The organism is Ampullimonas aquatilis (genome assembly GCF_049675895.1).
Classification (GTDB): Bacteria; Pseudomonadota; Gammaproteobacteria; order Burkholderiales; family Burkholderiaceae_D; genus Ampullimonas; species Ampullimonas aquatilis.
The window spans coordinates 1,384,674-1,406,876 of record NZ_CP183834.1; the positions used below are offsets into that span (position 1 = coordinate 1,384,674).

Below are 22,203 nucleotides of genomic sequence, written 5' to 3' on the forward strand. Positions count from 1 at the left end.
TCAGGCATGGGCCGAATTGGTCGATTGCGTATCTGTTTGTTGAGGTGCGTCTGAGTGATTGGATTCTTCATCCTGAACCGAGTTGGTGGTGATTGCCGTGAATGCACTCAGCATGCTGCGGGCGTGTTCGCGCCAGGCTTTGGCAGCGTTAGCATCGCCACGTTGTTCAAGCAGTTGCGCAACCCGGCCATAGGCGGATACCTCAGCCGATAAAGGATGTTTCCAGTCGAGGTCGGAGCAGAGTTTTTTGACTTCAATCTGGCCGAGCGCCTTGTGCAAAATATAAAGATCTTCCTGCTTGACCGAATCGGCCTTGAAAGAGGCATTGCCACCGTGCCAGCGGTAATGGGCTACTGGACGGCCGAGATGCAGGAACATCAGTTTGTGTGCCGCAATGCGCAGCCACAGGTCGTAATCAATCGAGGCGGCGATGTTTTCATCAAAGCCACCCAAGTCTCGCATCACCGCGGTCTTGACCAGCGTACCCGGCATCGGCAGGGCGTTTTGTATAAACAGGCGCGCCAGCAGATGACCATTACCGGCATGGTTGTCATAGCGCAAGGTCTGGCCGAGTTGACCGGCACGATCCATTTGAATCAGATCACCATAAGCCACCGCCACTTCGGGCCAGTTAGCGACCAGTTGCGCGTAATCACTCAGCACATTGGGTAGGAGGACATCGTCGCTGTCATGCCAGACAATGTAATTGCCTTGCGCCTCGGCCAAGGCGCGATTGCGCGTTGCGGCCAGACCGCTGTGTTCTTTTTTGATGTAGCGGATGCGGGCGTCGTTATAGGTTGTCACGACGGCTTCGGTCGCGTCGCTGGAGCCATCATCCACAATCAATAATTCAAAGTGCTCATAGTCCTGGCTGAGTACCGAGTCAATTGCTTCACCAATCATGTCGGCGCGATTCCAGGTCACCATGCCTACCGTGATGAATGGTGCAGATACGGCAGATTGATTGGCCGGATCATAGTGACTGATATCCTTGCTATGCAGTTCTTCGTAACCACGCACGGTGCTGCCCCATTCCTGATGGGCAAAAATCGGGCCGGAGCCGGTATAGACCTTGCCCGAATAGTGACGTGGAATAAAAAAGTGCGAAGGCAGAATGGTCAGATTGTTGTAGCCACAGGCTTGCCATACCTGTGTCAGGCGTTGCGGACCGACGCTCATCCAGGCCGGACGATCGCAAACCGTGACATCATTTTGAATCTCCAAAATGATCTGGCCGATAAAACGGTTGAGTGCCACGCTGGCCATATAACCTGCGGCAATCAGACCGGGACGGGCCAGTTCATTTTCCCAGCAGGCAAAGGCTTCGTTTTCACAGAGCCAGTCAGGCAGGGGGCGGACGCAGACGCTGTCTGCATCGACCACAAAACCGCCTTCGTTGTACAGGATTTCCCAGCGCATCAGATCGGCCACGCCATTCAATTCTTTTTCAGCCATGTCACGCAGATGATTGGCATTGACCCAACCATAGTTGGCCAGTTCGTCATTGCCCCAAACCTTGACCTGCCAGCTGGGGTTATGGTCAATCCAGGTCTGGATGCAGTTGTCGGGACGTTGGCTTTCATCGCCAACCCAGATGATATGAATGGTTTTTGGAATCATGATATTGGCTTGTTAGTCTGTATTTACGCGGTCACGGGATGGCTGAGCGAATCGGCCCCACTGTTGCTGGGCGCTGCAGCCGTTGACAGATCGGCTTTGCCATTGAGGATGTAATCAATCACCACTGGGCGCAGCGAGCGCAGATGACTGGTTGGATTGAGCGCACGATCACGTTCAAAATCGGCCAGTGCATCTTGGGAGTGACCGCTGTTTTTGGCATGGATGCCGGCTTCATGGGTGTCACGGGCAAAGTGTTCCAGATAGGAAACTTCACTTTGCACAAACGGGCGACTCAAGAGCTGTGGCAGGTGATAGTCGTAACCGTATTGGGTTTCGAGTTGTGGGCGCAGATTGAGGCCGGTGACAATCATCTCGGCCATGTCACGATCAAACATCTGCGAAATGCCGGGTGCGGTCTTGCGAAAACAAACTTCACCGTTTTGCCAAAGCGTATTACCTGCTTGATTATGAAATTTGCTGTTGTACAAACAGACAGGTAACTTCACACCATTGGCCGAATAGCGCCCATACAGACCACGCAGGCGATGCGAAAAGCCCGGATCATGAATTGCATCGTTATCGGTGGTATAGAGAAAATCAAAGTCTTGAAAAGATTGCTGAAAGTCGCGGAAGTTACGCGCGCGAATGCGCTCAATACCGCCTTTTTGCGGCATGCGAATCACTTCATCGGCATAGCGTTTTAACCAGGATACTGAGTAAGCGCTGGAGCAATCGTCATAGACGATCAAAGCATCATTGCTGCCCATGGCTTCACGCAGCATGGCCAGTGACAGTTCGGTGATATGCGGGCGGTTATAAGTGGCAACTGCAATCAGCAGCTTGGACATGGTTGACTCCATTCAAACCTTTTAGCGGGTATGAAGGAGTGTAGGGAATTGATGCTGAATTAAAGCGCTGAATAAGGTGGGAAAGCAGGGCTATTTAAGGATAAGCCCTATTGAGTATGAAAGGCCTAGCCGGTCTTGAATTGTTGAGTCAAATAGCTGGAGGTGCTGTTCCAGCTCGACATCATGGTATCGAGTGACTGGAACTGTGCCTGATAGCGTTTTTGCATGGCATCCAGTCTTAATTGAAACGCATCTTCCTGTTTGTTGAGGCTGGTGATGTTGGCATTAAGACTGTCGACACGGGTCTGAAACAGGCCGTTGGAAGCCAGCATATCGGTTGCCATACTATAAATCTGTGCGCCAAAACCCTTGATGTAACCAGCCTGACCCGATGTACCGCTCTCAACAAATAGTTTGGTCACTGCATCAGGATTGCTGGCAATGGCACTATTGAGTTTGGTGGTGTCCAGCTTGAAGGTACCATCTTGCTGAATGCTGATGCCGACTTCCGACAGGGTGTTATAGGTATTGCTGCTGCCCAGACTGCCAGTAAATGCCCGTTTGAGATTGCTCAGCGCATTTTTGACTGTACCTTCACCATTTAATGTCGAGCCAGTTTTGGTGGTGATGTCATAGTTGGTTAAACTTTTACTGGTACTGGCATAGTTATTAAACGCATCCACCAGTGTTTGGACTGATTTACTGATCGCATCGGTATCGCGCTCCACACCAACCTTGACGGTTGCTGTAGTAGCTTTACTCAAATTGATTGTGAGGTTATCAATCACATTGGACAAGGTATTGGATGAATTCGTGATATCCACGCCATCCAGCTTGATATGCGCGTCCTTGGCAGCCGTGGTCTGGGTCATGTTTTTGCCAGAACCGGCGGTGTTGGTTGGATCAAATGCGAGTTGCGACAGACCGGTGGTATTGTTATCCGTGCCATCGCCATCTGAGGTGGTGATCTTGATACTGTTCTTGTTGCCGCTTTCGTTGGAAGCGATGCTTAAGCGCGCACCTGTACCGTCATTGATGATGCTGGCAGTCACGCCAGCACTGGCGTTATTAATTGCATCACGGATATCGGCCAAAGTATTTTTGGATGGATCAATCGTGATATTGACGGCTGTCTTGTCCGGGTTATTGGTAAAGGTATTCGTGCCGCTGTTATAGGTGCCCAGTTGAATGGTCAAGGTACCATCGCCAACGACGGCGGTTTTATCCGTATAGGCGGGCAGGGTGGAAATCAGCTTATGGTTTTGGGCCAAGTCGATGACATCCAGATCGTAGCTACCTTTAACTGCACCCGAACTCGCTGTCACGCTGGCAATCGTGCTGTCAGAGATAGTGGCTTTACTGGCCGCAGCCGAAAGCGGTGTTGCCAATGTCTTGGCAGCATCTTTTAACGTGGAGAGCAGGCTGGTGATTTGACCAAAAGCGGAGATCTTGGAATTGATCGTGGTTTCTTTGGCCTGCATTTGAGTCAAAGGAATCCGCTCGGCATTCATTAACTGAGTGACGAGTGAATTGACGTCCAGTCCGGACCCAAGGCCTGTTGAAGTAATTGCTGTCATGATCTATCCATCCTGCCTAAGACAATAACGTTTTTGTATGCATCAAAAGCTTTGAATAAACCCATGAAAATGGGCTTATTCAGGCTTTTTGATCAATCATCACGCCTTGACCCTGCATACGACCCAACGCCCTGCTGATTGCCAGCATTTCTGGTCCAGGAATTTGTCGAATGACCTGATTGGTTCCTGTATCCATGACCTTGACAACCAGTTCTTTTGATTCGTTATCAATCGAAAATTGCAGATTACGATTGATTGGTTCAAAAAACTGATTGGCCTGCTTCACTGCATCCTTGACCTGTTCCCGTTGTTGTTCCAACAAGGCTGGATCAATTGGCTGCGTGGATCCGGCAGGACTGCTGCTCTCTGCTTTACCTGTAGAAAATCCTCGTCCAACATGATTGGTACTGCCAATCGACGAGGATAGTATCGACTCGGTTGAAAAACTCATTTTCATGATGTGCTCCTTTTTCTGCGCACTACTGAATTCAGTAGTCATGCGAAGATGCCGGAAAATCCTCGTGAGATTCTGCCGGCAACCTGTTTCCAGGATTTCTGCTGATACACCTCCCGGTGTATCAGCCCGTTACTCTGATTAACGCAACAGTGACAGTACGTTTTGAGTAGACTGATTAGCCTGGGCCAACATTGCCGTACCTGCTTGTTGCAGAACCTGGTTACGCGACAGGTTGGCAGTTTCTGCCGCAAAGTCGGCATCCATGATCCGGCTGCGTGATGCTGACTGGTTCTCTACGCCTACTTTCAGGTTGCTGATCACCGAGTCAAAACGGTTTTGTGAAGCACCGTAGTTAGCACGTTCGGTGTTAACTTCATCCAGCGCTGAGTCAATCGCTGCGATGGCTGCAGTGGCATTGGCTACGCTAGTCACGTCCAGAGTGGTACCTGCTGAAGTGGCTGTTTTGGAAGTAGAACCGCTCAAATCAGTACCAACGATGTTAATGGTTTGACCAACATCGGCACCAACTTGGAAAGTCTGTGTGCCGCCCTTGAGTACGGATGTACCGTTGAACTTGGTATCAGTAGTCAAGCGAGTGATCTCGGCTTGCATCTGTTTAAATTCTTTGTCGAGGTTGGCGCGGTCACCGCTGCCGTTAGTGGCGTTGGCAGACTGCACAGCCAGTTCACGCATCCGTTGCAGGGCATCGGTGACGTTAGCCAGGCCGCCTTCAGCTGTTTGAGCTAGAGACACCGCGTCGTTAGCGTTACGAATTGCAACGTTCATGCCTTTGACCTGAGTGTTCATACGGTCAGCGATGGCGAGGCCAGCGGCATCGTCTTTTGCGCTGTTAACACGCAGACCTGAGGACAGGCGTTGGTAAGAAGTACTTAAAGCGCTTTGTGAGCTCATCAGGTTACGTTGAGCGTTCAAAGAGGCCAGGTTGGTGTTGACTGTCAGTGCCATGATAATTTTCCTTTTTAAAAGTGAACTCAAAAGCCGAAGCTGTTTAATTCAAAAACCTTTAACACTTGCTTCGGGTAACTTCGGCTTTTCCTGTCTCCAGGGTTTGAACCGCTGTTATTTGTGTTATCGGTTGGGTCTACTTAAACTTAAGGGTCTAACTACATTGTTTTGAAATTTGTGACTTAGTTTTCATTGCGTTGCAGTTAGGACTTGACTAGTTTTCGGCCTGCTGGGACTTAACTTAAGTGCTGATTGATATTTCTCTGTGCAATAGCCTGATAAATGTGATTTGCATCAGGGTTTGAGGACTCTTGATCAATAAATTGTTACTGCGACCTACAGTTTTTAAAAGCATCTCCGTAACGCTGACTGCCTTATAAATAGAGGCTTTGAGGTTTTTGAAGCACTGCCAGCACCAGAAATAGTACAAATGGGTTCACTACCAAGCCATTAAGAACATCAAGGAAGCGCTTGGCGCTGGCAAGAGGTCACAAATAAAGAATGGTTGCTTATTTATATGACAGGCTGCTTGGACGCGCTGCAGACAATCGTGCCGATACAGCGGCAATCAATGGTCATTTTGTGGTTGTCTTGTGGTTATCCTGGTGTAGAACAAGCCGGCGACGGTCTCTGAGCCCTTTGCTCAAGCGTTGGCACATGACTTAATGGTCAGCTTATGATGGTTGCACTGGGTGTTGGTTGGGGATGCACGTCAGTCAGCAAGAATCGGTACAGCCTTGTGTTATGGAGCCCAGATCCGACAGCCGTTTATCTTTGAGTCTTTGGTGTCTTTATGGTCAATGCTTGTAGACTTAAAGGTTGATGAGGGCAGTGTGGTCAATCCTCGGTCAGATTACAAAAAGCAAAAAAAGGCACCCCATGGCAGGATGCCTCCAGAAAAACTGTTTTTATATGTTTATAAATATGGCTGCTTATTTCAGCAGAGATAAGACGTTCTGTGTTGACTGGTTAGCCTGCGACAACATGGCGGTCCCAGCTTGTTGCAGAACCTGGTTGCGCGCCAGATTGGCAGTTTCTGCTGCAAAGTCGGCATCCATGATGCGACTACGTGATGCTGTCTGATTTTCCACGCTGACTTTCAGGTTGCTGATCACCGAGTCAAAGCGGTTTTGTGCAGCACCATAGTTGGCTCGTTCGGTATTGACTTCATCCAACGCTGAGTCGATTGCCGCCAGTGTGGCGGTGGCATTGGCAACACTGGTGATATCGAGTGTGCTACCTGCTGCAATCGAGGTCTTGGCGGCAGAAGAGCTCAAATCGGCACTCACCACATTGATGGTTTGTCCGACATCGGCACCAACCTGGAAGGTTTGTGTGCCACCATGAAGCACTTGGGTACCGTTAAACTTGGTGTCATTGGTCAGGCGGGTAATTTCAGCCTGCATCTGTTTAAATTCTTTGTCGAGGTTGGCGCGGTCACCGCTGCCGTTGGTGGCGTTGGCCGACTGTACGGCCAGTTCACGCATCCGTTGCAGTGCATCGGTCACATTGCTAAGTCCGCCTTCTGCAGTTTGTGCCAGAGAAATCGCATCGTTGGCATTGCGAATCGCAACGTTCATGCCTTTGACTTGTGTATTCATGCGGTCAGCGATGGCGAGGCCAGCAGCGTCATCTTTGGAGCTATTGACACGCAAGCCAGAAGACAGGCGTTGATAGGACATGTTCAACGCGCTTTGTGAGCTCATCAGGTTACGTTGAGCGTTCAATGAAGCCAGATTGGTGTTAACGGTAAGTGCCATGGTAATTTCCTTTAATTAAAAATGTTTAAACTGGATTAAATCCTCAGCATCGCTGCTTCGGTCTGCAAGCCTTGCTGCCTATCAGCTCGGTCTTGCGTATATATCTTTTATAGTGACTTCAGGATCTGCTACCTTGTCCAGGCTACTTGTTTGCTGTCTGCCGTAGTAGTCAGTCCATGACTCATTTACGGTGGCTGGGGGAATATCTTGAATATTTTTTTGCTGTGGCAAGCCAAGCTGTGACAAATTCACGCTCAATTAAATGAAGATGATTGACGCCTTAAATTTCTGGAAAAAAACGCTCAGGTTTAGCAATCACAGGACGTAATCACAGCGTTTTTTTGATTGGGATACACGATGCCAAATGAATTGGCGGCGTACAGAAGACTAAAGAGAGGTTTTGATGCGGGGGAAGGGCACATCAGCTCATATCTATGAACTGATGTGCCAAATGAGCGTGTGGCGCGTTTAAACCGCTAGGACTGAAGCCCTATTTATAACAAACCAGATTTGATCTGCTCTTCTTGTTCAATCCGCGCAATCAGTAAAGAGAGCGATACCGACGCATCACGTAATAACAGCATTTCGTGATCGGTCCAGTCCCGGGGTTGTGGGCAATGAATGGCGATGATGCCTTCCAGTCCACCAGCCAGATTGAGTGCTGCGGCCAAAATGGAAACGGTTTCATAGTCGCGCACCATGTTTTGTACCCATGATGGCCGCTCGTTGAGGCTGATGCGTAAATCACTGCGTGCAAAGATGCCACCATTTTCAAACATCTTCATGAATTCGGCCGTATCTTCGGGCGATAAGGTCACGCCTTGCAGATTGCGCATGGGCGGGGCAGTAATACAGTGAGTGACTTGCAAGGCCTGTTGCATATTGATGGTGGCATACAAGACGCGGCAGCCCGGAAATTCGGTCTTTAATAGCTTGAGTGCGGTATTGAGCAAGACGGTACCGGCAGCGTCGGAGCGCACGATTTCTTCAACCATACTCAATATGCGTACCCGTGCTTCGGTTTCACGCAGCACTTTTTCCTGCTTTTTCCGGTTACTGATTTCGCGCGAACTGACCACAATCTCGTTGGGATTGGCTTTGAGCAGATGTGCTTCAAAGTGATGGATCTGGCTGCCTTCGCGCAATCGGTATTCCACTACCTGAGTCTGGTGGGTATTGAAAGTGGTATCAATCGCACTCCAGAAGGCAGGCAGGTCTTCATTGAGGATGGGCAGGTTGCGGATATTGCGCCCCAGGATTTCACGGCGTGGAAAGTATTCCAGCCCTGGCGGGACGTGGCAATTGGTGATGGTGCCATCGCGGGCAATCCGAAATACGATATCGGGAAAGACGTCCAACGATAGCGTGGTTTTTTCCTGGTTGGCATGCTGATCGTGGTGCGCATCAACCGGTGGAAACAGTAATGGGTCTTGATCAAAAGGGTGGGTCATGGTGGAAAAAGCCAGTGCAGTCAGACAATATTGAATGATGCCATAAGCAGCCTTCGGATAACTATTCATGTCTGCACTTTTATGTGCTTCTTTTCCTATCCCTTCGGATTTTCATCAGCAGAGGAGTCCTTACGGCATGTAGGAAGTTTTCCTATTTCATGTCAGATGCCGACCTTACAGCAAGCATAGGCGTCTTCCAATTCAAGTTTTTGTCTGGATAGTCGACTATACGTCTTAAGGGAGCTGCACATAAGCAGCAGATCTCGAAACCTTAAAAAACATTTTGAAGTTTGAGTTACCGCACTGGAGGAATTATGAAAGCAGAACGTTTGATCGACGAAATCAGAGAAACCAATCTTTCCTACCTGGTACTGGCTCAGCGCCTGATCGCTGAAGACCGTGCCGAAGCCCTGTTCCGTTTGGGCCTGTCGGAAGAAGTAGCAGACATCATTGAAAATCTGTCGACTTCCCAGTTGATCAAAATTGCTTCCACCAATAACCTCATGTGCCGTTTCCGCTTTGACGATGACGTGGTCTGGAAACTGTTGACCAACCACGCCAAAGAAAAAGGTTCTGCTGCTGCTGCCAGTGGCTTGCATGCCGCCATCATCATGGCCGGTCAAAGCGCAGAGGTGGCCTAAATGAGCGAGATTCAAGCTAAAAAGGTCACTAAAAAGAGCATCCTCAACGATGCAGAGCAGGTCAAGCTTGCTGAAGAGCTGATTCGACTGGATGCCCGTTTACAGGTACTGGAATCCGAAACGACACTCTCCCGTGAACGCCTGCTCAAGCTCTACAAGGAAATCAAGCAGAAATCGCCTCCCAAAGGCATGCTGCCTTTTTCAACCGACTGGTTCATGACCTGGCAACCCAATATTCATTCATCACTGTTCATGAATATTTATCAGTACCTGATCAAGTCGGCTGATATTGAAGACATTGACGCCATCATCCGTTCCTACAAGCTTTATAAAGAACGTGTGACCGGCCTGGCGCTGCCGGAAGTGCTGTCGATCACCCGCGCCTGGCGCCTGGTCAAGTTTTTTGATGCCGGCATGATGACCATGACACCTTGCACCTGCTGTGGTGGTCAATATGTGGTGCATACCTTTGAACTGGTTGATGACTATGTTTGCGGTTTGTGCGATATGCCATCGCGCGCTGGCAAGTCCCGCCATTTTGCCGAAATTGCTGAACACGAAGCCGAAGCTGAATCCCTGGCTGCGGAAGAATTTGAAGACGAAGCGGCAACCATCGACGCTTAGCCTTCCCCTGTTTTACCCTCCTGTTGTGCGATCTTGGGCTCCTTATGGAGCCCTTTTTTATTGACTTTTGACCAGTATATGGTTTATTTGGCTTGTTAAGTGCATTTATATTGTCTCCATAAAAATACAGTATGGGAGTATTTATTTGAATGCCTGAATAGATGCCATAAATCCAGCTTTATCAAGCGATAAAAAAAATGACGAGCCACTAATCTAGTACCTATGCAGTGCCGTCATTCAAGCAGTGAGTCAAGCAATGAGATCCGTGCAGAGAGATCCACGGAACAAGATCAAATCAGTGCAAAGACCAAGCAGCCACTTTAATGAATGCACTCAGAAGCAATTAAAAACGTTCACCTCTGAATTATTTGGATAGCTCATGTTTGTCATTATTGGATACGTTGTTATTTTGGGTTGTGTGATTGGTGGTTATGCCTTGCATGGTGGCCATCTGGGCGCTTTGATGCAACCAACCGAATTGCTCTCGATTGGTGGCGCTTCAGTGGGCGCCTTTATTGTGAGTAACACGCCCAAAACACTCAAAGCCACTTTGGCCGCATTGCCAACCTGCTTTAAAGGTTCAAGATTTACCAAGGCGCGTTATATGTCCCTGATGGCGCTTTTGTTTGACATGCTCAACAAAATTCGTAAAGAAGGTTTGATGTCGATTGAAGGTGATATTGAAGAGCCAGAAAAGAGCCCGGTTTTCACCAAATATCCAGAGATTGTTTCTGACCATCATCTGATTGAATTCCTTACCGACTATCTGCGACTGATGGTGAGCGGCAATTTGAACCCGATGGAAATTGAAGATTTGATGAATGGTGAACTCGATACCCATCATCATGAAGGTGCCGTACCAGGGCATGCAGTTCAAGGCATGGCCGATGGCCTGCCGGCTTTCGGGATTGTGGCTGCGGTGATGGGCGTGGTGCACGTGATGGGATCGGTGGGGCAACCTCCACCGATTTTGGGCGGCATGATTGGTGCCGCGCTGGTGGGAACCTTTCTGGGTATTTTGCTGGCCTACGGGATTGTTGGACCACTGGCTGTCTTGTTAGGCCAAAAGGCCGAAGAGGAAAGTAAACAGTTTGAATGCGTGAAAGTCACGTTGATGGCCAGCTTGCACGGTTATTCGCCCGCACTGGCAGTCGAATTTGGCCGCAAGGTTTTGTATTCAGCAGATCGTCCAAGCTTTTCCGAGCTGGAAGAACACGTCAAGAAAAAATAAGGAAACAGTTTTATGGCCGACAACAAGGGCGAAGCCCCAATTATTGTCAAAAAGATCAAAAAGGTCAGCGGTGGTGGACATCACGGTGGTGCCTGGAAGATTGCTTATGCCGACTTTGTGACGGCGATGATGGCGTTCTTTTTGTTGATGTGGTTGCTGGGTTCGACGACCAAAGGGGATCTGCAAGGGATTTCGGACTACTTCAATACACCACTCAAGGTAGCGATGGCAGGTGGTTCGGGTTCGGGCGACAGTTCCAGTGTGATTCAGGGGGGCGGTAAGGATTTGACTCGTTCCAATGGTCAGGTCAAAAACAGTAATGCACCCAAGAGCCGTAAAACCATTAACTTTCAAGCGGCCAAGGCCGAATTGGAACGTAAAGAGAAAGAAATGCTGGAAGGTTTGAAAGTCAAGATTGAAAGTCTGATCGATAGCTCGATCAAGCTGCAACAGTTCAAGGATCAGATTCGTATGGATATTACCAACGAGGGTTTGAGGATTCAGATTGTGGATGAGCAAAACCGCGCCATGTTTGATTCAGGTAAAGCGGCCATGAAAGATTACACCCGTGAAATTTTGAAGGAAATTGCGCGCGCCTTAAATGATGTGGACAACCGGATTGCTATTTCTGGCCATACCGATTCGGCACCGTTTTCATCGGGTGAGCGTGGCTATAGCAACTGGGAGCTGTCCGCTGATCGAGCCAATGCCTGTCGCCGTGAAATGGTGGCGGCTGGTTTGGCAGATAACAAAATCATTCGTGTACTGGGCCTGGCTTCATCGGTGCCCTTCAAAAAAGACGATCCATTGGATGCATCCAATCGCCGAATTTCCATCATTGTGATGAATAAACGGGCGGAAGAAACCATTCTCAATGATGGGGTGCCTGTTGATGTATCCACTCCTGAGGATGCCGGTGAGTCGATTCAGATGATGGACAGCCCTGGAAATGAGAAAAATTCCGCGCCAATTGCAGTACCGAGTACACATTAATTAAAGACTTTAACAATGCTTACCGATATGGACTTTACCGAAAACCAGATCAACCCGACTAATTGGAGCCTGTGATGTCAACAACAAAACCAGAACTGATGAACATGATCGACGAAAAAACCCGCTTAGCGGGTTCCAACAAGATGGAGCTATTGCTGTTCTCTCTGGGAGGACGCGAAATTTTCGGCATCAACGTGTTTAAGGTGAGGGAGGTCTGCGAGACTATTCCTATCACCAAGACGCCCAATATGCCAGCGGGTGTGGAAGGTATCATTTCTTTGCGTGGCAGTATCCTGCCAGTACTGGATCTGGCTGAATGTCTGGGCATGTCGGCTGAAACGCCCAAAACCAAGCTGATCATCACCGAATTTTCAGGCCATACCCAGGCATTTCTGGTGGCCGAAGTTGATCGTATCGTACGAGTCGATTGGGATCAGGTGAAATCACCCCAGTCGGTCTCCGGTTTTAATGGTGCCAAGATCACCGCCCTGACTGAACTGCCCGGTGGTCGTCTGGTTTCAATTCTGGATGTTGAGCAGATTTTGTCTGATGTGATTGGCGAAGAAGTGACGCCCAAGATTGAACCAATCGCTGCTGAGAATCCAGCCAGTGTCTTTTTTGCCGATGATTCTCAACTGGCTCGCAAGAAAATTTCTGAAGTGCTTGAGCAACTCAATTTGCCGCATCAATCCGCTAACAATGGTCGTGAAGCCTGGGAAAAACTCAGAGCAATCGCTGATCGCTTGAGCGAACAAAAAGAAACTGTACGTTCCAAAGTCGGGCTGATTCTGGTTGATGCCGAAATGCCAGAAATGGATGGCTATGTACTGACCAAAAATATTAAGAGTGATTCACGCTTTGAAGGTATTCCGGTGGTGATGCACTCATCACTGTCTTCAATTGCCAATAAAAAACTGGGTCAACAAGTTGGCGTGGATGCTTATGTGGCTAAGTTCCAACCTGAAGAATTGGCTGGAACCATCAAAGGAATGTTGAACAACGTCAAGGAAATGGCATGAGCACAAATATGAAAATTTTGGTGGTGGACGATTTTTCGACGATGCGTCGAATCGTTCGAAACCTGCTCAAGGAGCTGGGTTACAACAATGTTGACGAAGCCGAAGATGGCGCCGTGGCATTAGGTAAATTAAAGGGTGGTGGTTTTGATTTTGTTGTCTCCGACATCAATATGCCCAATATGACCGGCTTTGAGCTGCTTGCGGCCATTCGCGCCGAACCTTCCATCAAGTCATTGCCGGTGCTGATGGTGACCGCTGAAGCGAAGAAGGAGGATATTGTCAATGCAGCGCAATTGGGTGCATCTGGCTATATTGTCAAACCTTTTACCAAGGTGACCTTCGAAGAAAAACTCAACAAAATTCTCGCCAAGCTGCAAACGGCTTAACGACAGGGGCAAACCATGAGTGTCAATCAAGAAGAAGATTTGGAAGCGTTGTTTGATCAAATTTCAGAACAACGTGCTGTTACTACGACAGAAACACCCGTCGCAGCAGAAGCCGCGCAAGCCAGCTCATCGGCTGTTGCAGAAGGTGAAGAGGGTGACGGTGAAGCTTATGATATTTTCAACCGGATCGGTCACCTGACCCGCAGTTTGCATGACGCTTTGCGTGAGTTGGGTTACGACAAAAGCGTTGAGACGGCCGTACATTCATTACCAGATGCGCAAGATCGCTTGGCCTATATTGCCAATCTGACTGGCAAGGCAGCTGAAACGACGCTGTCCTGTGTTGAAAAAGGTCAGACCGAACAAGATGTGTTGCAAGCCAAGTCAGACAAATTGGCTGCTGATTGGGACAAGCTGTTTGCAGGTCATCTGTCGGTCGATGACTTCAAAAAGCTGGCTCATGAATCGCGTGATTTTATGAAGGTTGTGAATGGCTCTGCTCAGAAAACTTCGGGGCTGTTTACCGAAATTATGATGGCGCAGGATTTTCATGATTTAACGGGCCAGATGATCAACAAGATCGTCAAGATCGCCAAAACTCTTGAGGATCAACTGGTACATCTGCTGTTGGATGCCAGTCCACCTGAAAAACGTAGCGATGATTTTGGCCTGGAAGGCCCCATCCATAACCATCATGAACGTGATGATGTGGTGGCCAATCAGTCTCAAGTGGACGATCTGCTGGAAAGTCTGGGTTTCTGATCTTCTCGAGACAGTTAACAAATAAAACAGAATAGGCAACTCAATGAGCGATGATTTTTCAGAATTCCAGGATCTATTGACCGACTTTCTCAGTGAAGCAGGAGAGCTTCTTGATGATGTCGACAATGGGTTGGTCGCGCTTGAATATCAGTCTGACGATAAAGCGCTGCTCAATACCGTGTTCCGTGGATTCCATACTATTAAGGGTGGTGGTGGCTTTCTTGAAGCGACGCATCTGGTCAACCTGTGTCATCGAACTGAAAACGTGTTTGACCGTTTACGCTCAGACAAGATGCAACTCACGCCAGAGCTGCTTGATATTGTTTTGGCTGCAACGGGCGAAGTTCGTCGCATGTTTGGCGAGATGGGCAATAACACCAAGCCAACCGCAGCCCCACAAGAGTTGCTGGATGCACTGGATGCCTGCCTGAATGAAGGTGTGGCAGCGATTGTCAAACCTGCACCCGCAGCACCTGCTGCACAACAGGCAGATGTACCCGCTGCTGATACCGCCAGCACTGCACCTGTCAGGTCGGCCGGTGAGGAGGATGCCGTGGATTGGGATGCGCTTTACCATGAACTGTTGGGTACCGAACCCACTGCTTCATCAGCGCCGGCTTCTGACACTGTTGCAGCAACAGAAGAAGCCAAACCCAAGAAAGTATTCAGTACTGCCAAGCCTTACGAACCTAAAGTCAATCTGCCAGCCAGCTCACAGCCGGTGAAAGAAAGTTCCATCCGGGTTGAGACGGCGCGCTTCGATCAGATTCTTAATTTGTCCGGTGAAATCGGTCTCACTAAAAACCGGATTGCCTGTTTGCGTGATGCGCTGATTCGTGGCAATGATGATGAGTCCACACTCAAGACGCTGGATCATGTGATCGGTCAGCTCGACATGCTGGTTGGTGATTTGCAGACCTCAGTCATGAAGGCGCGGATGCAGCCGGTTGGTCGGGTGTTTCAGAAATATCAACGACTGGCGCGTGACTTGTCGCGCCAATTGGGTAAGGACGTTGACCTGGTACTGGAAGGTGCTGAAACCGAAGTGGATAAAACCATTCTGGATGAGCTCAACGACCCACTGGTGCATATTGTGCGTAACTCGGTGGATCACGGTATTGAAAATCCGGTTGATCGGATTGCGGCCGGCAAACCATCACGCGGCACGATCAAATTGTCAGCCAGACAAGAGGGGGATCACATCATCATCGAGATTACCGATGATGGCAAAGGTATGAACCCGGATGTGATTCGTCAGAAGGCCTTTGAGAAGGGACTGATTTCGCAAGAGGAAGTCTCGACACTGGATGCCAGAAAGAGTTTGCAACTCATTTTTCTGCCAGGCTTTTCAACCAAAGATCAGATCAGCGATGTATCTGGTCGTGGTGTTGGCATGGATGTGGTGAAAACCAATATTACCAAGCTCAAGGGTCGCATTGATCTGCTGTCTGAGCCAGGTCGTGGTTCACGCATCATTATCTCTTTGCCATTGACGCTGGCAATTTTGCCGGTGCTGATGCTCAAGCAGGCAGAGCAGACCTATGCGTTACCGCTGTCATCGGTACGTGAAATTATTTCACTCAATGAATCACAGATTCAAAGTGTGTCAGGTACCCCCAACATTATTGTGCGCGGTACTGTGTTGCCAATTCTTGATCTGGCCGCATTACTTGGTAAGCCTCGCGCTGCGGGTATGGCACCACTTGGGATTGTGATTGTGTCGGGTGATCGATCATTCATTCTCGGCGTGGATAGTATGGTTGGCCAGGACGAAGTGATGATCAAACCACTGGAAGGCCTCAAGCCCAAAGGTGTTGCAGGTGCCACACTCTCTGGAGAAGGGGTGTTGGTACTGGTGTTGGAGTTGAATGAATTATTGCAAGGATGGCTGTAACAGACCTTAACCTTCAGACGAACAAATTGATGTCTGATAAAAATATGAAAGAGACATGATGAACCATACTTCCCTGATACAAGAGCAGACCACTGCTCATGACAATCATAGTCAACCTATCAATCAAGCCGCGAGGGGAAAATTGTTTTTAGTCATGGCAGTCGGTAGTGTGCTATTGCTGCCAACTGTAATTGCCCTGTTGCGCTGCTATGTGCTGCCCAGTGATGATGCTGCCGCACAAGTAGCGTCTGGATGGGGGTGGGCACAAGGCCTGGCCTGGTTTTATTTGATCAGTTTGTCGGTACTCATTGTTGTGTGCTGGCAGGTCATGATCAAGCCGGTACTGGCGCTCATGTCGGTGATTGAGCATCATGCTGAAATGGGCGAAGATGATATGCGTGCTGATTTGCCTGTGGTCGACGGCGTGGTTGGTGGTGTCAGCAATTACCATAATCGCTTCTTGACTAAAACCCGCCGGATGATTGACAAGATTCGTCAGATGAGTGTCAAGGTGGCACTTGAAGCTGCACATACTTCAGCGGGCATTCGTCAGTCAGGCCAACTGGCCAAGGAGCAAGATGAATTGACGGTTGCCATTTTCTCATCGAGCGACAAAGCGCAACAGGCCTTGGGTGAGCTGCATGATTATTCAAAAAGCTTGCAAATTGCCACAACCAATCATTTAGGCGTTGCACAAAATTCTGCCAAGGAAATGACCGGCGTTGCGGCACAGATTCAGCAGGTGCAAGTAAAACTGTCTGATTTGCAAAATACGGTAGTCCGTCTGCATGACAGCTCGCAGTCGATTGAATCGGTAGTGAGTCTGATTAATAATATTTCTGACCAGACCAATCTGCTGGCGCTTAACGCGGCCATTGAAGCAGCCCGTGCCGGTGAAGCAGGGCGTGGTTTTGCCGTGGTAGCTGATCAAGTGCGCAGCCTGGCTGAAAACGTTAAAAAAGCAACGGCTGAAATTTCTGACTCGATTTTGGGCATGCAGGATACCGTGAGTCATACCCGCAAAGAGACTGAGTTAATTGAAGGTCAGGTGGTGGCTTCGCGTAATGTCATTCAGAAGGCGTCGACACACTTTGAAGTGATGGTCAGTGATTTTTCTTCGATGTCGGCTCAGATCGGTAGCGTGGCCACATTGATTGATCAGGTGACTGATGTGAATGGCGAGATTCATCAAGGTGTCAGCCAGATTCGCCGACTCTCACAGACTTTTGTCGACAAGATGAAAACCGCCGATGAACGTGTCAATCTGTTGACTCACGAGGCTGACAAAGTTCAGGAAGAAATTGCAGCAATCCGTACTGGTCAAGGTTCGTTTGAGCGTGTGATTGAAATGGCCATGACCTATCGTGACCGTTGTGCAGAAATTATTGAAAAGGCTGAGAAGTCGGGCGCCAATATTTTTGACCAGAACTATCAATCGATTGCCAACAGTAATCCACCTAAATATCGCACCAGTTATGATGACAAGATTGATCGTTCCCTAACTTCAATATTTGATGAGATGGTTGCTCAAAATTCGGGTATGGCCTTTGCCTTGTGTGTTGATAAAAACGGCTATGCGCCGGCTCATATCAGTGCCTGTTCACGAACACAGTGTGGTGATGCGCGTCAGGACTTGCTCTTCAGCCGTCATAAACGCATTTTTAATGATGCCATCTGCCTACGTGGTGCCAACAGTATGAATGCCTATTTACTGCAGACTTATCAGCGCGATACGGGCGAGATGATGAATGATCTGTCCATGCCCATCATGATTGGTAATCGTCATTGGGGATCGATCAGACTTGGTCTGAAACCCGAACTCCTGATGAGCTAGTAATCAGAATCAAAAGCAATAAAAAAGGCCCGGCAGAATAAACTGTCGGGCCTTTTTTATTGAGTCTAATACTTGGATGTCATCGCTATACAGTCTGGCTTTCCAGTAACTGGTCGAGCCGCATCACCAGCGCCTGGGCCAAAATTTCCCCCTTGGACTTGTAAATTGCCTTGTAGTAATCATCACGTAAAGCCGCCAGCTGTTCAATATTCATCGCCTTTTCAACCTTGATCTGCAAAAAAACACCCTTTAGACCCAACTGATCCTTGATGGTCTTGCTGTAATACTCGGTAATTTGTTCGTAGCTGCTGACATCACTGGTTTGCTGTGTGGCAGGTATTACTTTGACGGGTTCATCCGCTGCTTCCGATGGTATCGCCTGAGCGGCCGATTTGCTTGCCTTTGGTGGATTGACTGCACTCGTTTCTGCAGGTTGCAGCACCTCAATGAAACCTTCTGCTTCCAGGTAAAAAAAGCATTCTTCATCCATGCCATTACCGGCAAAGCGTGCCAGTAGCTCATTGGTGTTGGCCGTACCATTGATGGTCACCAGCAGAGGCCGCAATCGGCTGTCAATCTGATGTTTGCGTGTTGCGATTTCTTCGCGTCCCTTATCGGTTTTTTGGTAAAGCGTTGCTAACATGAATGTCTCCAGAGCAAAATTTAAAGAATGTGTCTTTTTAATATTGACTCATGCTAGCCGAAGCATTTTGAGAAAGACGCCAACTATTGCCGCTCTGGAGAGTTTATTCAGTTTTGTGTAAGCTTTCTAAGATTTTTGTGTTGCAAATGCGAGCAAAGTTGGCTATCAGGCAATGGGTTTGACCGCTGCTGCTGCTGCTTTTGCTTTGACGCGGGCTTCATCGGTATTGCTGGCAGTCGCCAGCGCCACCCCCATGCGACGACGCACAAATGACTCCGGCTTGCCAAACAGACGGATGTCGGTGCCAGGAATGGCCAGTGCATTACGGACACCCTGATAGGACAGCGCTTGGGCATCCTGGCCACCGTAGATGACGGCCGAAGCGGCCGGGCTTTTCAGACTGGTATCCACCGGTAGTCCAAGAATGGCTTTGGCGTGTAATTCAAATTCACTTTGTATTTGGCTGGCTAGTGTGACCAGACCGGTATCGTGTGGGCGTGGGCTGACTTCTGAAAACCAGACCTGATCCCCTTTGATAAATAGTTCGACGCCAAAAATACCAAGTCCACCCAATTCGGTGGTGATGGCATCGGCAATCTGCCTTGTACTGGCCAGGGCCTGATGACTCATCGGCTGTGGTTGCCAGCTTTCTACATAATCGCCCTTGACTTGTACATGTCCGATCGGCTCGCAGAAGTAGGTTTGAATCTGTCCATCGGCATTGAGTGCGCGTACAGTTAATTGCGTAATTTCATAATCAAAGTCAATCATGCCTTCGACGATGACGCGTTGCATATCCACTCGTCCACCTGTGGCGGCGTAATCCCAGGCTGCATCAATCTCGGCAATGCTATCAACTTTGGATTGGCCTTTGCCACTTGATGACATGATCGGTTTGACAAAGCAGGGAAAGCCGACGGCCTGCGCGGCCTCGTGTAATTCTTCACGGGTATTGGCAAAGCGATAGGCTGACGTGGGCAACTTGAGCTGCTCGGCAGCAACGGTGCGGATGCCTTCGCGATTCATGGTCAGATAAGCGGCACGGGCCGTTGGTACGACAGTGACTTTGCCAGCCTGTTCCAGCTCGACCAGAGCCTGAGTGGCAATCGCTTCAATTTCAGGCACGACCAGATCGGGTTGCTCCTGTTCAATCAAGGCCTTGAGCGCGACAGGATTGGTCATGTCAATCACATGGGCACGATGCGCCACCTGCTGTGCAGGCGCATTGGCATAGCGATCGACTGCAATGACTTCAATACCCAGACGTTGCAATGAAATGACGACTTCCTTACCGAGCTCTCCAGAGCCGAGCAGCATGACTTTGACAGCCGTCGCTGAGAGCGGGGTACCAAGAACAGGATGTTGTCGATTGAAAGCAGGCATGCGATTTCCTAAAGAGTCAGTTGATGTGTAAAGACGCTGAGCCAGTATTTTAAGCCGAGTGAAGCCAGTGCCAGGAAAATGTAATGATGCTGTTGAAAGTTCATTGAACGCGATAGCACATTGTTAAATTTGCAGTTACTATCAAACCTGTTATTTGTAACAGGGTATTGCATAATTTTAGTATTCGCCTAGTTAACCGATAAATCTATTAGCTGGATATTGCCAGTATGTAGTTCTTATTGTGTCCCATGAGTGATTCATTTCAAACGCCAATTCTGATTGTTTTATCCAGTGAGTCTGATGCGCTCGCGATGATGAACTATTTGACTGCGCGTTTGCCTTTTGCCCATTTTGCCTGGGCTGCGAATTCTGAACAAGTTAAGTCGGTCCTGCCGAGCCAGTCATGGCGTTTGGTGATCTGCGGTGAGCGGGTGGCCGAATGTGGCTGGCATTGTGTCATGGAAATTGTCAGCGATCATGACTCGGTGCTATCGATGGTGGTGGTGACGAATCAATATGACGAGGCACAAGCCATCAGTGCCATGCGCCAGGGTGCCCGTGATTATCTTGAGCATCAAAATCAACCACGGTTGCAGACCGTGGTTGAGCGCGAACTGAGTCATAGTGAGTCATTAAGAGGGTTGATACGAGTTCAGCATCGTGCTGATTTGATGATTCATTACGATGACTTGACGGGCTTGCCCAATCGTAATTTATTTTGTGAATGGGTCAGCAAGCTATTGCAAAGCAAGTACGGTGGTACCAGCCGACTCGCAGCAGTGACTGCGCCCGCTACACGACCAGTCGTCATGCGCGCTGCTTTGCTTTATTTTGATGTTGACCGGTTTATGCGCGTCAATGATGCCTTTGGTCATACCGTGGGTGATCAGTTTTTGCAGATCATTGCCTTACGTCTCAAAGAATTGGTTGGCGAACATCCCTTGGCACGCATTGGTGAAGACAAATTTGCGATCATGCTGTCCGAGGTGGATGACGAGTCCGAAGTTGAATCCTTTATTTATTCAATTCAGCAACGTTTTGAGAAGGCCTGTATTGTTGATCAATACGAATTCTTTTTTACCTTTACGGTCGGTGTGAGTTTTATTACGCAAACCGACGACAATATTGTCAATCTGCTGAAAAATGCCGAGTCGGCCATGTTTGTGGCCAAGCGCAATACGCCGCACGGGATTCAATTTTTCCGTCCTGAAAATCGTCAGGAAGTAAACCGTAAGGTGGTATTGGAAACCGCCTTGCGTCATGCGCTGGTGCGGGGTGAGTTGTCGCTTTGTTATCAGCCGATTGTCTGTACCGCGAGCAAGCGCTTTATCGGTGCGGAAGCCCTGTTGCGCTGGAATCAACGGGAGCTGGGTATGGTATCCCCCGATGAGTTTATTCCGATAGCAGATGACTCGGGTTTCATTATCGAGATTGGTCGTTGGGTCTTGCTGACCGCCTGCAAGCAAGCCAAGCAATGGCACGATATGGGTTTCACTGATTTGACCGTGGCGATTAATTTTTCAGCCAGCCAGTTCCGTCATCCTGGCTTGGTGGCACAAGTCAAGGAGGCGATTCGTATTAGCGGCATTGATCCGCATACACTGGAAATTGAAATCACCGAAACGGTAGCAATGCAGGATGCGCCTTCAACCATTGCCAAACTGAAAACATTGAAATCTTTAGGAATTAAAATTTCAATTGATGACTTTGGTACAGGCTATTCATCACTTGCTTATCTGAAGAAATTTCCGATTGATATTCTCAAGATCGACAAGGCATTTGTGCGCGATGTCGATAGCGATGTGGATAACGCGGCGATTGTGCGTGCGGTTGCTGCTTTGGCACGGGCACTGCGTTTAACCGTATTGGCAGAGGGCGTTGAAAATACCCGCCAGTTGGATTTTTTGAATCTGATTGGTTGTGATCGCGTGCAGGGCTATTACTTCAGTAAACCGCAAGACAGTGATCGGATCACCGAACTGATCATCCAACATAATCCTTCCCAAGCTTATCAAGACAAATTGCTGGAAAGTGCCATGGCCCGACTGGGTCTGGTCAACGATGGCATGGGCAGCCATGCGACGACCATATCGCCTGGCCGAGCACTCGGCTGA

Annotated in this window: 19 protein-coding genes; 10 read left to right on the forward strand and 9 right to left on the reverse strand. The window is 48.9% G+C overall.

Translation table 11 applies throughout. The features are described from left to right. The 7 genes from ACMYR3_RS06430 to ACMYR3_RS06460 form a co-directional block, all read right to left on the reverse strand. The gene (locus tag ACMYR3_RS06430) at positions 1-1,620 is read right to left on the reverse strand and encodes a glycosyltransferase (protein ID WP_424195630.1); all 1,620 of its coding nucleotides are present in this window, start codon (positions 1,618-1,620) and stop codon (positions 1-3) included. Between the two features lie 23 nt (positions 1,621-1,643). Further along, positions 1,644-2,468, reverse strand: coding sequence for a glycosyltransferase family 2 protein (locus ACMYR3_RS06435; protein ID WP_424195632.1), 825 nt, complete (start codon positions 2,466-2,468; stop codon positions 1,644-1,646). Between the two features lie 125 nt (positions 2,469-2,593). Then, entirely contained in the window at positions 2,594-4,045 is a 1,452-nt protein-coding gene (gene fliD / locus ACMYR3_RS06440; RefSeq protein WP_424195634.1) for a flagellar filament capping protein FliD, read from the reverse strand. Between the two features lie 79 nt (positions 4,046-4,124). Next, complete coding sequence (locus ACMYR3_RS06445; protein WP_424195636.1) at positions 4,125-4,502, reverse strand: flagellar protein FlaG; 378 nt, start codon at positions 4,500-4,502, stop codon at positions 4,125-4,127. Positions 4,503-4,640: 138 nt separating this feature from the next. Beyond that, positions 4,641-5,468, reverse strand: a complete 828-nt coding sequence (locus tag ACMYR3_RS06450) for a flagellin (RefSeq protein WP_424195638.1) — start codon at positions 5,466-5,468, stop codon at positions 4,641-4,643. A gap of 932 nt (positions 5,469-6,400) precedes the next feature. Then, complete coding sequence (locus tag ACMYR3_RS06455) at positions 6,401-7,228, reverse strand: flagellin (RefSeq protein WP_424195640.1); 828 nt, start codon at positions 7,226-7,228, stop codon at positions 6,401-6,403. 494 nt (positions 7,229-7,722) lie between these two features. After that, a complete protein-coding gene (locus ACMYR3_RS06460) occupies positions 7,723-8,748 on the reverse strand; it encodes a GAF domain-containing protein (RefSeq protein ID WP_424195642.1) in 1,026 nt (341 codons plus the stop codon). A gap of 245 nt (positions 8,749-8,993) precedes the next feature. Between ACMYR3_RS06460 and flhD the strand changes: the two genes are divergently transcribed. The 9 genes from flhD (at position 8,994) to ACMYR3_RS06505 (ending at position 18,063) form a co-directional block, all read left to right on the forward strand. Beyond that, positions 8,994-9,320, forward strand: coding sequence for a flagellar transcriptional regulator FlhD (gene flhD / locus ACMYR3_RS06465; RefSeq protein ID WP_424195644.1), 327 nt, complete (start codon positions 8,994-8,996; stop codon positions 9,318-9,320). Then, complete coding sequence (gene flhC, locus ACMYR3_RS06470; protein WP_424195646.1) at positions 9,321-9,944, forward strand: flagellar transcriptional regulator FlhC; 624 nt, start codon at positions 9,321-9,323, stop codon at positions 9,942-9,944. It abuts the gene before it with no gap. A 379-nt stretch (positions 9,945-10,323) separates the two neighbouring features. Then, the gene (motA, locus tag ACMYR3_RS06475) at positions 10,324-11,175 is read left to right on the forward strand and encodes a flagellar motor stator protein MotA (RefSeq protein WP_424195648.1); all 852 of its coding nucleotides are present in this window, start codon (positions 10,324-10,326) and stop codon (positions 11,173-11,175) included. Positions 11,176-11,187: 12 nt separating this feature from the next. After that, positions 11,188-12,168, forward strand: coding sequence for a flagellar motor protein MotB (motB, locus tag ACMYR3_RS06480; RefSeq protein ID WP_424195650.1), 981 nt, complete (start codon positions 11,188-11,190; stop codon positions 12,166-12,168). 74 nt (positions 12,169-12,242) lie between these two features. Further along, on the forward strand, positions 12,243-13,187 hold the full coding sequence (locus ACMYR3_RS06485; protein ID WP_424195652.1) for a chemotaxis protein: 945 nt from the start codon (positions 12,243-12,245) through the stop codon (positions 13,185-13,187). Next, positions 13,184-13,573 (forward strand): chemotaxis response regulator CheY, encoded by a 390-nt coding sequence (cheY, locus tag ACMYR3_RS06490; RefSeq protein WP_424195654.1) that lies wholly within the window; start codon positions 13,184-13,186, stop codon positions 13,571-13,573. The genes ACMYR3_RS06485 and cheY overlap by 4 nt, the downstream gene beginning before the upstream one ends. Before the next feature lie 15 nt (positions 13,574-13,588). Further along, positions 13,589-14,335 carry a protein phosphatase CheZ gene (locus ACMYR3_RS06495; RefSeq protein ID WP_424195656.1) on the forward strand — a complete coding sequence of 249 codons (747 nt, stop codon included), beginning with the start codon at positions 13,589-13,591 and terminating at the stop codon, positions 14,333-14,335. Positions 14,336-14,378: 43 nt separating this feature from the next. Beyond that, positions 14,379-16,229, forward strand: a complete 1,851-nt coding sequence (locus ACMYR3_RS06500; protein ID WP_424195658.1) for a chemotaxis protein CheA — start codon at positions 14,379-14,381, stop codon at positions 16,227-16,229. A 55-nt stretch (positions 16,230-16,284) separates the two neighbouring features. After that, entirely contained in the window at positions 16,285-18,063 is a 1,779-nt protein-coding gene (locus ACMYR3_RS06505; protein WP_424195660.1) for a methyl-accepting chemotaxis protein, read from the forward strand. Between the two features lie 85 nt (positions 18,064-18,148). Here ACMYR3_RS06505 and ACMYR3_RS06510 read toward each other — a convergent pair whose 3' ends face one another. Beyond that, a complete protein-coding gene (locus ACMYR3_RS06510) occupies positions 18,149-18,706 on the reverse strand; it encodes a hypothetical protein (RefSeq protein WP_424195662.1) in 558 nt (185 codons plus the stop codon). A gap of 165 nt (positions 18,707-18,871) precedes the next feature. After that, complete coding sequence (purT, locus tag ACMYR3_RS06515; protein WP_424195664.1) at positions 18,872-20,089, reverse strand: formate-dependent phosphoribosylglycinamide formyltransferase; 1,218 nt, start codon at positions 20,087-20,089, stop codon at positions 18,872-18,874. A 248-nt stretch (positions 20,090-20,337) separates the two neighbouring features. Between purT and ACMYR3_RS06520 the strand changes: the two genes are divergently transcribed. Continuing rightward, positions 20,338-22,203 (forward strand): putative bifunctional diguanylate cyclase/phosphodiesterase, encoded by a 1,866-nt coding sequence (locus ACMYR3_RS06520; RefSeq protein WP_424195666.1) that lies wholly within the window; start codon positions 20,338-20,340, stop codon positions 22,201-22,203.

What these genes read in the sequence shown, in the direction of transcription:
- flhD (WP_424195644.1), top strand. Translation starts at nt 8,994, where the DNA reads ATGAAAGCAGAACGTTTGATCGACGAAATCAGAGAAACCAATCTTTCC.
- ACMYR3_RS06455 (WP_424195640.1), bottom strand. Translation starts at nt 7,228, where the DNA reads ATGGCACTTACCGTTAACACCAATCTGGCTTCATTGAACGCTCAACGT.
- ACMYR3_RS06460 (WP_424195642.1), bottom strand. Translation starts at nt 8,748, where the DNA reads ATGAATAGTTATCCGAAGGCTGCTTATGGCATCATTCAATATTGTCTG.
- motB (WP_424195650.1), top strand. Translation starts at nt 11,188, where the DNA reads ATGGCCGACAACAAGGGCGAAGCCCCAATTATTGTCAAAAAGATCAAA.
- ACMYR3_RS06485 (WP_424195652.1), top strand. Translation starts at nt 12,243, where the DNA reads ATGTCAACAACAAAACCAGAACTGATGAACATGATCGACGAAAAAACC.
- purT (WP_424195664.1), bottom strand. Translation starts at nt 20,089, where the DNA reads ATGCCTGCTTTCAATCGACAACATCCTGTTCTTGGTACCCCGCTCTCA.
- ACMYR3_RS06450 (WP_424195638.1), bottom strand. Translation starts at nt 5,468, where the DNA reads ATGGCACTGACAGTCAACACCAACCTGGCCTCTTTGAACGCTCAACGT.
- ACMYR3_RS06510 (WP_424195662.1), bottom strand. Translation starts at nt 18,706, where the DNA reads ATGTTAGCAACGCTTTACCAAAAAACCGATAAGGGACGCGAAGAAATC.
- ACMYR3_RS06445 (WP_424195636.1), bottom strand. Translation starts at nt 4,502, where the DNA reads ATGAAAATGAGTTTTTCAACCGAGTCGATACTATCCTCGTCGATTGGC.
- ACMYR3_RS06500 (WP_424195658.1), top strand. Translation starts at nt 14,379, where the DNA reads ATGAGCGATGATTTTTCAGAATTCCAGGATCTATTGACCGACTTTCTC.
- ACMYR3_RS06520 (WP_424195666.1), top strand. Translation starts at nt 20,338, where the DNA reads ATGAGTGATTCATTTCAAACGCCAATTCTGATTGTTTTATCCAGTGAG.
- motA (WP_424195648.1), top strand. Translation starts at nt 10,324, where the DNA reads ATGTTTGTCATTATTGGATACGTTGTTATTTTGGGTTGTGTGATTGGT.
- ACMYR3_RS06430 (WP_424195630.1), bottom strand. Translation starts at nt 1,620, where the DNA reads ATGATTCCAAAAACCATTCATATCATCTGGGTTGGCGATGAAAGCCAA.
- ACMYR3_RS06435 (WP_424195632.1), bottom strand. Translation starts at nt 2,468, where the DNA reads ATGTCCAAGCTGCTGATTGCAGTTGCCACTTATAACCGCCCGCATATC.
- fliD (WP_424195634.1), bottom strand. Translation starts at nt 4,045, where the DNA reads ATGACAGCAATTACTTCAACAGGCCTTGGGTCCGGACTGGACGTCAAT.
- cheY (WP_424195654.1), top strand. Translation starts at nt 13,184, where the DNA reads ATGAGCACAAATATGAAAATTTTGGTGGTGGACGATTTTTCGACGATG.
- ACMYR3_RS06505 (WP_424195660.1), top strand. Translation starts at nt 16,285, where the DNA reads ATGATGAACCATACTTCCCTGATACAAGAGCAGACCACTGCTCATGAC.
- ACMYR3_RS06495 (WP_424195656.1), top strand. Translation starts at nt 13,589, where the DNA reads ATGAGTGTCAATCAAGAAGAAGATTTGGAAGCGTTGTTTGATCAAATT.
- flhC (WP_424195646.1), top strand. Translation starts at nt 9,321, where the DNA reads ATGAGCGAGATTCAAGCTAAAAAGGTCACTAAAAAGAGCATCCTCAAC.